The organism is Mucilaginibacter ginsenosidivorans (assembly GCF_007971025.1).
Classification (GTDB): domain Bacteria; phylum Bacteroidota; class Bacteroidia; order Sphingobacteriales; family Sphingobacteriaceae; genus Mucilaginibacter; species Mucilaginibacter ginsenosidivorans.
In genome coordinates this window covers 2,305,123-2,318,110 of record NZ_CP042436.1, presented here as the reverse complement: position 1 = coordinate 2,318,110, position 12,988 = coordinate 2,305,123, and the positions used below count along the sequence as shown (strand labels likewise).

Annotated in this window: 15 protein-coding genes; 11 read left to right on the top strand and 4 right to left on the bottom strand. The window is 45.3% G+C overall.

The genetic code is table 11. The annotated features are described in order from the left end of the window. Positions 1–37 precede the first annotated feature (37 nt). A complete protein-coding gene (locus tag FRZ54_RS10550) occupies positions 38–742 on the bottom strand; it encodes an SDR family oxidoreductase (protein ID WP_147031575.1) in 705 nt (234 codons plus the stop codon). A 593-nt stretch (positions 743–1,335) separates the two neighbouring features. Next, a complete protein-coding gene (locus FRZ54_RS10545; RefSeq protein ID WP_147031574.1) occupies positions 1,336–2,259 on the bottom strand; it encodes a hypothetical protein in 924 nt (307 codons plus the stop codon). A gap of 204 nt (positions 2,260–2,463) precedes the next feature. Between FRZ54_RS10545 and FRZ54_RS10540 the strand changes: the two genes are divergently transcribed. The 9 genes from FRZ54_RS10540 (at position 2,464) to FRZ54_RS24675 (ending at position 9,698) form a co-directional block, all read left to right on the top strand. Further along, positions 2,464–3,195, top strand: coding sequence for an MlaE family ABC transporter permease (locus FRZ54_RS10540; protein ID WP_147031573.1), 732 nt, complete (start codon positions 2,464–2,466; stop codon positions 3,193–3,195). Further along, positions 3,192–3,944 (top strand): ABC transporter ATP-binding protein, encoded by a 753-nt coding sequence (locus tag FRZ54_RS10535; RefSeq protein WP_147031572.1) that lies wholly within the window; start codon positions 3,192–3,194, stop codon positions 3,942–3,944. The genes FRZ54_RS10540 and FRZ54_RS10535 overlap by 4 nt, the downstream gene beginning before the upstream one ends. 106 nt (positions 3,945–4,050) lie before the next feature. Then, a complete protein-coding gene (locus FRZ54_RS10530; RefSeq protein WP_147031571.1) occupies positions 4,051–4,932 on the top strand; it encodes a class I SAM-dependent methyltransferase in 882 nt (293 codons plus the stop codon). Between the two features lie 558 nt (positions 4,933–5,490). After that, entirely contained in the window at positions 5,491–5,766 is a 276-nt protein-coding gene (locus FRZ54_RS10525) for a GIY-YIG nuclease family protein (RefSeq protein WP_262712286.1), read from the top strand. 226 nt (positions 5,767–5,992) lie between these two features. Continuing rightward, entirely contained in the window at positions 5,993–7,576 is a 1,584-nt protein-coding gene (locus FRZ54_RS10520) for an N-acyl-D-amino-acid deacylase family protein (RefSeq protein WP_147031569.1), read from the top strand. Position 7,577: 1 nt separating this feature from the next. After that, positions 7,578–7,964: a hypothetical protein gene (locus FRZ54_RS24885; RefSeq protein ID WP_317131608.1), complete on the top strand. Its 387-nt coding sequence runs from the start codon at positions 7,578–7,580 to the stop codon at positions 7,962–7,964. Then, positions 7,916–8,641, top strand: a complete 726-nt coding sequence (locus FRZ54_RS10515) for a hypothetical protein (protein WP_317131607.1) — start codon at positions 7,916–7,918, stop codon at positions 8,639–8,641. Before FRZ54_RS24885 ends, FRZ54_RS10515 begins: the two co-directional genes overlap by 49 nt. 95 nt (positions 8,642–8,736) lie before the next feature. Further along, positions 8,737–9,246 carry a Gfo/Idh/MocA family protein gene (locus FRZ54_RS24680; RefSeq protein ID WP_228462683.1) on the top strand — a complete coding sequence of 170 codons (510 nt, stop codon included), beginning with the start codon at positions 8,737–8,739 and terminating at the stop codon, positions 9,244–9,246. Continuing rightward, a complete protein-coding gene (locus FRZ54_RS24675) occupies positions 9,246–9,698 on the top strand; it encodes a hypothetical protein (RefSeq protein ID WP_228462682.1) in 453 nt (150 codons plus the stop codon). The genes FRZ54_RS24680 and FRZ54_RS24675 overlap by 1 nt, the downstream gene beginning before the upstream one ends. Positions 9,699–9,826: 128 nt before the next feature. Here the strand turns inward: FRZ54_RS24675 and FRZ54_RS10505 are convergent, their stop codons facing one another. Continuing rightward, positions 9,827–10,588, bottom strand: a complete 762-nt coding sequence (locus FRZ54_RS10505) for a DUF5131 family protein (protein WP_147031568.1) — start codon at positions 10,586–10,588, stop codon at positions 9,827–9,829. Continuing rightward, complete coding sequence (gene tcmP, locus FRZ54_RS10500) at positions 10,588–11,421, bottom strand: three-Cys-motif partner protein TcmP (protein WP_147031567.1); 834 nt, start codon at positions 11,419–11,421, stop codon at positions 10,588–10,590. Before tcmP ends, FRZ54_RS10505 begins: the two co-directional genes overlap by 1 nt. 87 nt (positions 11,422–11,508) lie before the next feature. On the opposite strand from tcmP, the gene FRZ54_RS24435 reads away from it, so the two are divergent. After that, on the top strand, positions 11,509–11,655 hold the full coding sequence (locus FRZ54_RS24435; RefSeq protein WP_187359804.1) for a hypothetical protein: 147 nt from the start codon (positions 11,509–11,511) through the stop codon (positions 11,653–11,655). Positions 11,656–11,720: 65 nt separating this feature from the next. Next, entirely contained in the window at positions 11,721–12,977 is a 1,257-nt protein-coding gene (locus FRZ54_RS10495; RefSeq protein ID WP_147031566.1) for a rhodanese-like domain-containing protein, read from the top strand. The last annotated feature ends 11 nt before the right edge of the window (positions 12,978–12,988 follow it).

The following is a 12,988-nucleotide window of genomic DNA, read 5'->3' as shown; positions in this document are numbered from 1 at the left end:
CTAATCACTGGTTAACCAGGCACCAGTTAACCAGGCACTAAACCTGCCCTGTTACGGGCCTTATTATTATTTCATCGACATTAGCGCCGGCGCTCATTTTATAAGTATTAACAATAGCCGAAGCAATATCTTCGGGCAGTATAAATTTATCTTCACTGATGGCCGTCCCGGCCCATGAATTGGTCAGGGTCGACCCCGGTATAATGGCAGTAACCTTTACCCCATGTGGCTGCATTTCGGCCCGCATTACTTTCGTCAGACCTAACAGTGCCACCTTTGTTACGCTGTAAGTACCCGCTGCCGCGATGGGGTCGAGCGCTGCAACTGAGCAAATGGTGAAAATGTGCCCTTTGCGTTTGGCTATCATCTTTTTCCCAAAAAATTTGTACAGGTGATAGGCGGGCATCAGGTTAGTATTGAGCTGCTTGTCAAATGCCTCGTCGCTTTCGTCCAGTATACTTACCGGGTCGAACATGCCGAGGTTATTGACAATAACGCTGATAAAACCCAGTTCCTTTTCGGCGTTGGTGGCAAAACTGAGCAACTGCTCTTTCTGGCTGCCATCAACCGCTTGCGTCATTACCTGTATGTACGGGTTCATCTCCAGCAGCTCAAGCTTAAAAGCTTCCAGCTCCTGCTGGTTGCGGGCGCAGATAGCCAGGCTGATGCCATCCTTTGCCAGTGCTATTGCGGTGGCCCGGCCCATGCCTTTGGTTGCTGCGGTGATGAGAGCGTTTGTCATTTTTGTTTGATATATAATTGGTGATTTAAATCGATAACAAATCTACTGTTGATTTATATACAACAAATATGCTTTTTGGGAAGCGTACTTTATTTCTCGGTGAACGGCGGAAAAAAAACGGTGAACGAAAATCTGAAATAGCTACTTTAGTAACCATGACCCGAGAAAACAGATCAGCTGCCGCTGTTTGAGATGACACCAATAGCCGCGTTCACATTCATTATTTTCTCCCGATCAACCAACGCAATACCCCGAAATGAGCATTTTGTTTGGGGAGCATTATCCACATTCCCCGTTTGAATAACAAGATACATTATCTAAAACAGCCTGTCTACCTGCTATTTAGTTGTTTTCTATTAAAGGCATATTTATTGCCTTACCGTAGCGGACTAAAATTAATAAGTATTATGGAACCATCAACAATCGTCGGAATCGTGATCACCCTGATCCCTATTACACTGATCATTTCGGTAGTGATCGTTAGAGGTAAGAAATTATTTGACTAAGCTGCTGCCCTTGTCTTACACCGGATTTCCCCGAAGGAAATTCTTAAAAATACAATTCTAACCAGGCCGGGTATCCCGGCTTTTTTGTTACTCAACCTCCGGGTGGTACCGGTCGATCACATAATGTAACAGGCCGTTAGCATCATCCATCAAGCTTCTATTGTGTCGTATCATTTCATCAATATTGATCCGTATCAGCACCAGGTCGGCAGCTAATTGGGTAAGATCTTGTTGTTTGAGGTCGCGCATCTGATCGCTGACGGGAAAATGATTGAAGGCAGCGTCCAGGTTGGCCGGGGTAAAATGCTGCCGCATGAAAACATCAGTAAAGTTCCGCTGGTATTGCAGCGCGATTTCCTCCGCAGTGTGTTCGAGCGATGCATGACCCTCGTAATTGGCGATATAGCCGATTATTTTCGAATTGGAGAATTGTTTCAGCCGAAGCTCATTTTTTATGGCTGCCATTGCCCCGCCCGACGGCTTAAACAGCCATAGGCTGTGCGAATCGGCTATAAGTTGTTGTATCTTTCGCAGATCTGCCTTTCCCATGGGCTGCTGCAAAAGCCGGAACAGGGTATCCGTTTTTCTCATCATTTTGGCCTCGCCGTTGTAATCTTCTTTCAGTCGCGCAGTGTCAGCCTCCAGATCACGCACTAATTGAGCTGTAAGCTGGTTAACATGCTCGTTGTCGCTGATGTATTCCCTGATATTCTCGGAAATAAAACCCATCATTACGGCAATAAATATCATCAGGCCCTCCAGCAGGTACTCTTTCCATGCTTTAGGTTTATGTTCCAGTTGAGGATGATGGTGTACTTCCATGTTTTCAGTTGGCAGCCCGGCTGGTGCAGGCTGCGTAGAGGTTGGCTTATTTTCGGCATCGGTTTTATGTTGAATTGCGTCAGATGCGGCTTTTGGCTTTGGTCTTTCTGCTTTCGGCTTAACAACACCTTTCGCCTTTACCGTTTTCCTGTTAACTTTATTATTGTTTCCGTTACCGCTTTCACTCATAGAGCCTCAAAGCTAAAATATTTTAAAATCAACCGGCGCAATCGCCAACAAATTGTTTGTGCTGCAGGCGCAATATGTTATCTATCAAAACAATTTCATAATTCATTTTTTGTTAGGGTGAGTGAAGTGTTTTTCACATATTTATCGCTTAGGGTCGGTACGTGTTATATTAAACCGTATTTTTAGGCGTTTTACCTGTTTTAAATGTTTCACAGCTTAGGAAGATATTTACTTTTACTGCGTTTAAGTTTCAAAAGACCCGAGAAATTCAGTGTTTACTGGAATGAGGTGATGCGCGAAATGGTGTCGCAAGGTATCGGTTCGTTGGGCATCATCGGTATAATTTCCGTATTTATCGGCGCGGTAGCCACTGTCCAGGTAGCTTTCCAGCTTTCCAGTCCGCTGGTACCGCAAAGTATTGCAGGCAGCATCGCCCGCGATTCAACCATCCTTGAGTTTAGCCCTACCATTTCGGCATTGGTGCTTGCCGGGCGCATCGGCTCAAGCATTGCATCGCAGATAGGCACCATGCGCGTAACCGAGCAGATAGATGCGCTGGAGATAATGGGCGTAAATGCACCTGGATTCCTGATATCGCCAAAAATACTTTCGGGCCTTTCTATGGTGCCCTTGCTTACCATTGTATCGGTAGCGCTGGGTCTTAGCGGCGGTTACCTGGCCTGCATAGTTTCGCGTGATATTGCCCCCACGGATTACATAGTTGGTTTACGCGATAGTTTTAAACCAATTATTGTTGGTGTTTGCTGCGTAAAATCTATAAGCTTCGGATTTATCATTACTTCGGTTTGCTCCTATTTTGGTTTCTACACCTCGGGCGGGGCGCTTGAAGTTGGCCAGTCGGCCACCAAGGGTGTTGTTTTTAGCTGTATCTGGATATTATTTGCCGATCTGCTTATCACAAGCGTAATGTTATGATAGAGGCCAAAGACATACATAAAAAGTTTGGCGACAATGAAGTACTGCGCGGGATAAACTCGCAGTTTAAAGCCGGCAAAAAAAATCTCATTATCGGCGGATCGGGGTCGGGGAAAACAACTTTGCTCAAATGCATCGTGGGTCTGCACGAACCTACCAGCGGTGAGGTTTTTTACGACGGGCAGAACTTTACCGAAATGCACTTTCGCGAACGCGTACCCATACGCAAGGAGATAGGCATGCTTTTTCAAAACTCGGCCCTGTTCGATTCGATGAGCGTCGAACAAAATATTATGTTCCCGCTCAATCTTTTTACTGATATGAGCAAAAGCGAAAAGCTTGACCGTGCCAATTTTTGCCTGGAAAGGGTGAACCTGGAAGGAAAGGGTAAGCTTTTCCCATCCGAACTATCAGGCGGTATGAAGAAGCGTGTGGGCATAGCGCGCGCCATATCCATGCAGCCAAAATACTTGTTCGTGGATGAACCTAATTCGGGCCTCGACCCGCTGACATCTATCCTTATCGACGAACTGATAAGCGAGCTAACCGAGGAATATAATACCACTACCGTGGTGGTAACGCATGATATGAATTCGGTAATGGGTATAGGCGACCATATCATCTTTTTATATAACGGCGAAAAATGGTGGGAAGGCACCAACAAGGAAATTGCCCACACCAACAATAAAGAGCTCAATAACTTCGTTTTCGCCAGCCCTTTTATGAAAGCAGCGCGGGAAAAGCTGTGATTGGCTGCCGGTGATCAGTGATTAGTAATACCGCTTAAATGAATTGCCTATATTTGCCGGGCAGACAACTAATCACTGATTAACAAATCACTGATCACTAAACTAAATGATCCAACTCCTCACCCCCACTCACTGGAAAGATTACGAGCTGATTGATTGCGGCGATTTTGAAAAGCTGGAACGATTTGGCAATGTCATACTGATTCGCCCCGAACCGCAGGCCGTGTGGGGTAAAGTGCTGCCGCAGTCGGAGTGGCAAAAGCTGCATCATATTAAATTCAAAGGCCGCTCTGCAACATCGGGCGAATGGGTAAAAAAGAATCCCTCGACACCCGACCGCTGGCACATCGAATATAAAAACCCGGAGATCGCTATCAAATTCAGGCTGGCGCTTACCTCGTTCAAGCATGTGGGCATTTTCCCCGAGCAGGCGGTTAACTGGGACTACTCATCGCAGATCATCAAAAAATTTAAAACACCGCAGCCAAAGGTGCTTAACCTGTTTGCTTATACCGGCGGGGCGTCATTAGCTGCGCAGGCCGCCGGTGCCGATACAACCCATGTCGATTCCATCAAACAGGTAGTTAGCTGGGGCAATGAGAACCAGGAGCTTTCGAGCCTCAGCAATATCCGCTGGGTGGTTGAAGACGCACTGAAATTTGTAAAACGCGAGGTAAAACGCGGTAAAAAATACAACGGCATCATCCTCGATCCGCCGGCTTATGGTCATGGCCCCAACGGCGAAAAATGGAAGCTTGAAGATCATATTAACGAGATGATGCAGGACGTGGTACAACTGCTCGACCCGGATGAGCATTTTTTGATACTGAACGCTTATTCGCTGGGCTTTTCATCGGTCATCATCGAAAACCTTATAAAGGGCGCCTACCCCCGGGTGCAGAACCTGGAAACAGGAGAGCTTTATTTGCAGGCAACCTCGGGTGTGAAATTACCATTGGGAGTGTTTGGGAAGTTTTGTAAGATGTAGCATTTAACCCCTTTGTCATTTCGAATGAGCGCAGCGAAGAGAAATCTTATACATCATATCTACGAGCGATGCAGCGCGTTTAAGATTTCTCACTATCGTTCGAAATGACATTACATTCTTTATAATTAGTTTTATTCCATCCATATTGTCATTTCGAATGAGCGAAGCGAAGAAAAATCTTATACATCATATCTACGAGCGATGCAGCGCGTTTAAGATTTCTCACTATCGTTCGAAATGACATTACATTCTTTATAATTAGTTTTATTCCATCCATATTGTCATTTCGAATGAGCGAAGCGAAGAAAAATCTTATACATCACTCCTGTTGATTATGCAGGACATTTAAGATTTCTCACTGTCGTTCGAAATGACATTACATTTTTTATATTTAGTTTTATTCCATCCATATTGTCATTTCGAATGAGCGCAGCGAAGAGAAATCTTAAACATCATATCTGCGGGCGATGCAGGACGTTTAAGATTTCTCACTATCGTTCGAAATGACATTATATTTTTTATAATAAGTTTCTAAAAATGTGGAATTATAACTTTTACATGTATATCACGACCAATCCCGAGAAAAAAGTTTTATATGTAGGGATGACTAATAATTTGCGTGTGAGAATACTCCAACATACCGAAAACAAGGGAAAGCCTGATTCATTTGCTGGAAAGTATTATTGTTATAACCTGGTCTATTACGAACATTTTACACATGTTGACCATGCAATAGCAAGGGAAAAACAGGTTAAAAAATGGCGACGAGAAAAGAAGGTGGCTTTGATCAAATCCGAAAATCCTACATGGCGTTTTTTGAATAATGAAATATAAATTTTGAATGTGCGTAGCGAGATATGCGTAGACCTATCTTAAACATAATACAGGGCGACCAATTATCAATTTTATAAGATTTCTCATTATCCATTTTATTCCATCCATATTGTCGTTTCGAATGAGCGAAGCGAAGAGAAATCTTATACGCCTGTCAGCAGATTATGCTGGTTGTATAAGATTTCTCGCTATCGCTCGAAATGACATATTTTTTTAATTTCGTCTGATGCTGAAGCTTAAATTACTCCTATTTTCTTGCCTCCTCCCCTCCCTGCTTTTCGCGCAAAAGCATTTTGATATAATCTTAAAACACGGGAAGATTATTGACGGAGCCGGCAACCCCTGGTTTTATGGCGATGTGGGTATCATCAAAGACAAGATCGTCAGCATTGGCGACCTGTCAAAACGAAAAGCAAAGAAAACTATCGATGCTGCGGGCCTCATCATCGCGCCTGGATTTATCGATGTGCATACCCATATCGAAGGCGACGAAAAGAAAACTCCTACTGCCGATAATTTCATTTATGACGGCGTAACAACCGTTATCACCGGCAATTGCGGCAGCTCGAACATTGATATTGCAAAATACTTTAAACAACTCGATAGCATCAGGCTTTCTATTAACGTAGCTACGCTGATCGGCCATAACGATGTTAGGCGGGCGGTATTGGGCGAAAAAGCCATCACGCCAGATTCGGCCCAATTACAGCAAATGGAAAACCTGGTGGAACAGGCCATGCGCGATGGCGCCGTGGGTTTTTCAACAGGGCTTATCTATACGCCGGGACTCTATTCAAAAACGCCCGAGGTTATCGCGTTAGCAAAAGCCGCCGCAAAATATCATGGGGTTTATACCTCGCACATGCGCAACGAGTCGGACAAGATATTTGATGCCATTAACGAGGCCATTGATGTAGGCAGGGAGGCAGGCATGCCGGTAGAGATATCGCACTTTAAAGTGGGGCTGCCCAACTGGAACAAATCGGACCAGATGATAGCCATGGTGGAAAAGGCCAGGGCCGAAGGTTTGGATGTCACCGTCGACCAATATCCCTATACAGCCAGCAGTACCACGCTGAATGTTTTGCTGCCCGACTGGCTGCTGGATGGCGGGCGCGATTCGGTAATGAAGCGGCTGGCCGATCCGGTGATCCATCAAAAAGTGGTGGATGAAATGATCAAAGACATGACCCGCCGCGGACGCCAGCATTTTGACTATGCCGTAGTAGCCCATTGCGACAGCGACACCACGCTAAACGGCAAAAACATCATGCAGATCAACATCATCAAAGGCGGGGCGCCAACCATTCCCAACGAGATAGAGACTATCCTGGATATTACGAAGACCGGTAGCGCCTCGATGGTGTTCCATGGCATGAACGAGGATGATGTAGAGAATATCCTCAAATTCCCGCTGACCATGGTAGCGTCCGACTCGGGCATACGGCTGTTCGGCTCGGGCGTGCCGCACCCGCGGGGGTATGGCAGTAATGCACGGGTTTTGGGGTACTACGTGCGCGAAAAACATTTGATAAGGCTGGAGGATGCCGTGCGCAAGATGACATCCCTGCCTGCACAAAAGTTTCATTTGACCGGCAGGGGCCTTTTGCAGCCGGGCATGTTCGCTGATATTGTTATTTTTGACGCTGGCACCGTAAAGGATGAATCGACGTTCGAACATCCGCATGCGTATTCGGTTGGCTTTAAGTATGTTTTGGTAAACGGCCAACTAACTGTTGATAACTTTAAGCATACCGGTACCCGAAATGGTGCTATTTTGCGTGGCCCTGGATTTGAGCAAAAAAAATAAAATGAGATTAAAAAACATCGTACTACCGGCCCTCTGCATTGCTGCATCAGCAATTTATTTAACAGGCTGCAGCCATAACAGCAGTGTCCCCGCAGGCAATAATAAAACTGCCGCGGCAAAGAAAGATACTACAGCCAAAAAGACTGAAGATACTGTTGCCGCCGCACCTGTGACATACGCACCTATAAACCATGCGCAGTACGATTCGTTAATGAAAAAACTTGCCCACGGCGATACTTCGGGCCTGTGGCCGGTAAAAAATACGCCATACCCCCTGCCCGGCGCAATATTGCCTTATAAAAGGGTTGTCGCGTTCTATGGTAACCTGTACGCAAAAAAATGGGTATACTGGGCGAACTGCCACCCAAAGAAATGCTTGCCAAGCTAAAAGGCGAAGTAAAGAACTGGGAAAAGGCCGACCCAACTACGCCGGTACAGCCTGCCTTGCACTACATTGCTGTGGTGGCACAGGGCGATGGCGGCAAGGACGGCAAGTTCCGTTACCGCATGCCTAACAAGGGTATCGACTCGGTACTGAGCCTGGCGAAAAAAGCTCATGCTATTGTATTTTTGGACGTGCAGGTAGCTTTAAGCAATATCCATACGGAATTGCCCTTGCTGGAAAAATACCTGATTATGCCCCAGGTACATTTTGGCATGGACCCAGAGTTTTCCATGAAGGACGGCACCCATCCGGGTAAGAAGATAGGCACTTATGATGCCGCTGATGTAAATTATGTATCCGAATACCTGGCTAAGCTGGTTAATAAATACCACCTGCCTCCCAAAATCCTGGTTGTGCACCGTTTTACTAAAAAGATGCTGACCAACTACAAAAACATCAAATTGCGGAAAGAAGTGCAGATAGTAATGGATATGGATGGCTGGGGCGAACCTGACCTTAAAACCGGCACCTACCGCTATTTTATACACAACGAACCGGTGCAGTTTACCGGGTACAAGCTGTTTTACAAAAACGATATCAAAAAGGCGCCGCACCACATGCTGACACCGGCAGAAGTACTGAAATATAAGCCATATCCTATTTATATCCAGTACCAGTAGTGAATTGTGAATGGTGAATAGTGAGTTATATAGATGCGGGAAGTTTTATTTTATCTTAATTAAAACTCACCATTCACTATTCACCACTCACTAAAATGATCAGGTTCGGCATCATCGGCTGCGGGCGCATAAGTCACCGTTTTATGCAGGGGCTTAAAGCGGTTGAGGGCGCTGAACTAACTGCTGCCTGGTCGCGCAGGGCGGAGAGTGTTGAACATTTCGTTACCCAATACGGCGGTAAAGCCTGCGCAAGTCTTGATGAGTTGCTTGAAAGCGATATAGACGCCGTTTATATTGCCACGTTACCCGATACCCATGCTTTTTACAGCATAGCTGCGCTTAATGCCGGAAAGCATGTGCTTTGCGAAAAACCGGCTACCGTAAACCTTGCCCAACTGGATGAGGTATTACGCGTCGCCCGGGAAAAGAAATTGCTTTTTATGGAGGGGATGAAACCTCCTTTCTTCCCGCTTTACAGGAAACTAAAGGAATATTTGGAGACCGATCCTATCGGCGAGGTGGGTTATGTGCGGGCGGGATCTTCGGTAGCCGATCTGTCGCAGGATCATCCTAATTTTAGCTACGAGTTGATTGGCGGGGGATAATGCAGATATTACCTTACGAGGCTTTCCTGGCGCTCGACTGGCTGGGGCCTATGACCGATATACAAACCATGGGCCGTTTCAGCGGAAAGGAAGTGGATATGTTCGCCATTATACAGGCACAACACCAGGGCGGGTATGCACAACTTTATTGCGGGTTCGATATGCACGGCAAAGGCGATGCCCTGATAGCCGGGACGCTTGGGCACATTACCATTCACAAAAACTGGTGGAACCCGGCCAAAGCCACCATCAGTTACCTCGACGGCCGCACGGTAGAGATCGATGAGCCCTACACCGCCGGAGGCCTCAACTACGAGACCGCCCATTTTTGCGAACTCATCCGCAACGGGCAAACCGAAAGCCCCATCATTACCCATGAACTATCCCGTGGTATGATGGCTATGCTGGATAAAGCGCGGGCGCAGGTTGGGTTAAGGTTTGAGGGGGAGTGATGATTTTGAATTTACGAATTACGATTTTAGATTTTGACGCTACTTATGCACAACAATAAATTGTCATTCTGAGCGATAGCGAAGAATCTTATCCAAGCGATAAACGGGCAAACTGCGAGTACAATAATTTAAGCCGCCTTGCCGGGCATTTCTCTGTAAACCTTTCCATCCAATTCACAACCACCTTTAGCATGTTGAGGGTGTTCGGCTTCTATCGTCGGGTCGTCGGGATTGACGTTAAACTTAGGTTTACCCCACTGTTTAAAGAAGAAAGCGACCTTTTTTCTTTCGCATTCAGCTTTTACAAAATCGATCCACGCCTTTCTTACTGGCCGGGCTTTATGACCCGATTCGCCTCCGACTATCACCCAATCAATTTTGTCAAGATTTAAGGTCTTAACCGGCCCTATAAGCGGTTCTATGGACAGAAATTTGGTTTTAGCGCCGGTTTGCGACAAATGGTCGATCCTTTTTGTATACTTCTCATTTTCTACCGAAACACCCATCCAGATATTATCCGTCCAGTTAAGTTCACCCGATAATTCCAGCAATCTTTCCGAACGCTTTGTAAGTACCTGGTAAATATGTTGCGGTGTATTGTTCATAACGCCAAAAACAGCTTTGATAAATTCAACAGGTATATCAGGGTGAAATAAATCGCTCATGGAATTGACAAACACGATCTTTGATTTCCGCCAGGTAAACGGCGTGTTTAACTCATTGGGATGCAACCTGATATTAAATCCGTCTTTATATTTCTCGACCCCCATAGCCTTCAAGCGCCTTGACATCACTTCGGCATAACAAAATTTGCAGCCTGGGCTTATTTTCTTGCAACCTGTAACCGGGTTCCAGGTTAACTCTGTCCATTCTATATTTGATTGTGCCATTATAATCGGTATTTTGGTTTAATTACATCGTTTGCAATCTTTAATGCATTCTTGTTGTTGGTAGCCATCATGAAATGATACATAATAGAATTAGTGCTATTTCTCATTACAAATGACTCTGAAACGAATTCAAAAATGGTTTTTAATCTTTGCGTATACAAATTACCAATTTTTTGGATAATACTTTTTTCTTTATTAACTGACGTTTGATCGCCAAATAATGTATTTATTGTTGTCGTTGAATAAAAATATTTTAGTATCTCTTCTCTTGATAAACCTAAGAATTGTTCTAATTTCTTAAGCCATGGTTCAGGAATATTTTGATCGTTCTTTAACAATCTATTTACACCCAACCCGGTTGGCACTAAAATCCATAAATCTATTCCCAATCCTTTTAACGCTTCTATTGACTCCCAATTAACGGTCATCCCGTAAGGATCAATAAATGCAAGTGCCCTATAGTTTTTATTATTATTTAGGTACCGAGCCATATCTATTAGCTTGGAATTACAGTCAGCCTTAATAACATGGGCATTCTTGCCGAAATAATCGCTTTCTATTTTTGACTGAAGAGACAATTTATTCTTTTCGTCCTTCTCTACAAAGTAATATATGTCAAAAGGTTTGGGTTGGTCAATATCTAATATGCGAAGAGCTGTCCCTTTAATAGCCTCCGTATGTTCACTTGATCCAATTAGGCCGGACCCTGCGAAGCCATCGAAATATAGAGTTTTAGCCCATGTTTGTTTACTCATAATTGTTAAATAGGCCTTTGCATATCCAACTACTATTTCCATTTTGGCTTCGGTCCAATTGCCTCCAAATTCATTCATATTCAAAAATACTAAAAATATTAGTAATATATCAAACTTCTTTTTGTGTGTGTCGAAATTATCATTTGATATGGTAATAAATACCCCGTGAAAACACCCAATTTTCGCGTTAAGGACAGCAATGCCGGCGCGCAGGAATATCAGCCTTTCCCAGGCGCTACGCGGGAAACGCCCAAATACTGCACGCTTAAACGTTTCACTCCTTCGGCAACCCCTTTCACTCCATTTCGATAGGACGTACCGATCCGCCTTGTTACTTTTATACTGTATTAATTCAGCAAACCATTATTCCAATTAACATGAAACCCAGATACCTTGCGCTGTTGCTTTTCAGCCTGGCCGGTCTTACCGCCGGCGCGCAGCAATTACAATTGTACGACAACACCAATTACAAGGCCATTTATTTTAAACAGGCCTGCGATCTTATCAGCAAAACGCCCAACCTGGTGTTGCTTGATGTACGCTCGCCCGGCGAGTATGCCGATACCAGCCAATACGTGGGTTCGCGCATAGGCAGGCTTAAGGGCTCGGTCAATATTTCTATTGATTCTGTCGAAAAGCATTTTAACGATCTGAAGGCTTTAAAAGGCAGGCCATTCCTGGTTTATTGTTCGCATAGCCAGCGCAGCCGCCGGGTGAGCAAATTTTTGGCCGACAGCGGCTTTACCAATATTTACAGCCTTAACGGCGGCATGACCGAAGTTAACCGGACGCCAGATGCCGCGTTTCCGTGTAAATCGTCCCTATACACATCCAATTTGCCCTATAAATTAATACCGCCCGATGATGCGGTGGCGTTTGTGAAGGACAAGACCAACCTGGTGATAGATGTACGGCCGGCGGCCCAGTTTAACGGGACGGACAGCGCCGAATTTAACAATATAGGCCGCTTTAAAAATGCAACCAACATACCGCACGACCAGCTTGACCAACAAATAGGCAAACTGGCAAAATATAAGGAACGCCCTATACTTGTGGTTGATCTGTCGCTTACAGCGGAGGTAAATGCGGCGGAAAAACTAACTAAAGCCGGGTTTAAAAACGTGTCGGTGCTGTACGATGGGATCGATGCTTTCATCCTGCGTTTCCCGTCGGCCTCCAGGGAGCGGAAAGAGTTGCTTACCGGCGAGCCGGGGTACAAGCTGGTGGGTGTAAAGGAAACCGTCGACCTGTTAAATAACAGCCCAAACACCGTAGTTGCCGATATACGCCCGAAAGATCAGTTCGAAAACAAAGCCGAACAGAAATTCCTTAATCTCGGTCGCATAAAAAATGCGGTTAACCTGGTGAGCCAGGAGCAATTGGAAGGCTACCTTGCGAATAAAGCCAAAACCACCCCGGTATTGATCTACGGTTCTTTTTCGGCCGGGACGCGCGGCATGAAGGGTATGCCTGTAGCCAGCCCGAGCGAGCTTGCCAAAAAATTGGCCGCCGAAGGTTATACGCACGTTTACCTGCTTTATAACGGCATTTACGACGTGGTTTGGTCGGCCGCCAATGTGGACGGCCTGCAAAGCGCCAAAGGTATATTAACCGATCACGAGGGCCTGTATTAATGATTAAGGCT

Excerpts from the sequence above, each read along its gene's own strand:
- FRZ54_RS10550 (WP_147031575.1), bottom strand. The coding sequence starts at position 742 with ATGACAAACGCTCTCATCACCGCAGCAACCAAAGGCATGGGCCGGGCC.
- FRZ54_RS10545 (WP_147031574.1), bottom strand. The coding sequence starts at position 2,259 with ATGAGTGAAAGCGGTAACGGAAACAATAATAAAGTTAACAGGAAAACG.
- FRZ54_RS10540 (WP_147031573.1), top strand. The coding sequence starts at position 2,464 with ATGTTTCACAGCTTAGGAAGATATTTACTTTTACTGCGTTTAAGTTTC.
- FRZ54_RS10535 (WP_147031572.1), top strand. The coding sequence starts at position 3,192 with ATGATAGAGGCCAAAGACATACATAAAAAGTTTGGCGACAATGAAGTA.
- FRZ54_RS10530 (WP_147031571.1), top strand. The coding sequence starts at position 4,051 with ATGATCCAACTCCTCACCCCCACTCACTGGAAAGATTACGAGCTGATT.
- FRZ54_RS10525 (WP_262712286.1), top strand. The coding sequence starts at position 5,491 with ATGTATATCACGACCAATCCCGAGAAAAAAGTTTTATATGTAGGGATG.
- FRZ54_RS10520 (WP_147031569.1), top strand. The coding sequence starts at position 5,993 with ATGCTGAAGCTTAAATTACTCCTATTTTCTTGCCTCCTCCCCTCCCTG.
- FRZ54_RS24885 (WP_317131608.1), top strand. The coding sequence starts at position 7,578 with ATGAGATTAAAAAACATCGTACTACCGGCCCTCTGCATTGCTGCATCA.
- FRZ54_RS10515 (WP_317131607.1), top strand. The coding sequence starts at position 7,916 with ATGGGTATACTGGGCGAACTGCCACCCAAAGAAATGCTTGCCAAGCTA.
- FRZ54_RS24680 (WP_228462683.1), top strand. The coding sequence starts at position 8,737 with ATGATCAGGTTCGGCATCATCGGCTGCGGGCGCATAAGTCACCGTTTT.
- FRZ54_RS24675 (WP_228462682.1), top strand. The coding sequence starts at position 9,246 with ATGCAGATATTACCTTACGAGGCTTTCCTGGCGCTCGACTGGCTGGGG.
- FRZ54_RS10505 (WP_147031568.1), bottom strand. The coding sequence starts at position 10,588 with ATGGCACAATCAAATATAGAATGGACAGAGTTAACCTGGAACCCGGTT.
- tcmP (WP_147031567.1), bottom strand. The coding sequence starts at position 11,421 with ATGAATGAATTTGGAGGCAATTGGACCGAAGCCAAAATGGAAATAGTA.
- FRZ54_RS10495 (WP_147031566.1), top strand. The coding sequence starts at position 11,721 with ATGAAACCCAGATACCTTGCGCTGTTGCTTTTCAGCCTGGCCGGTCTT.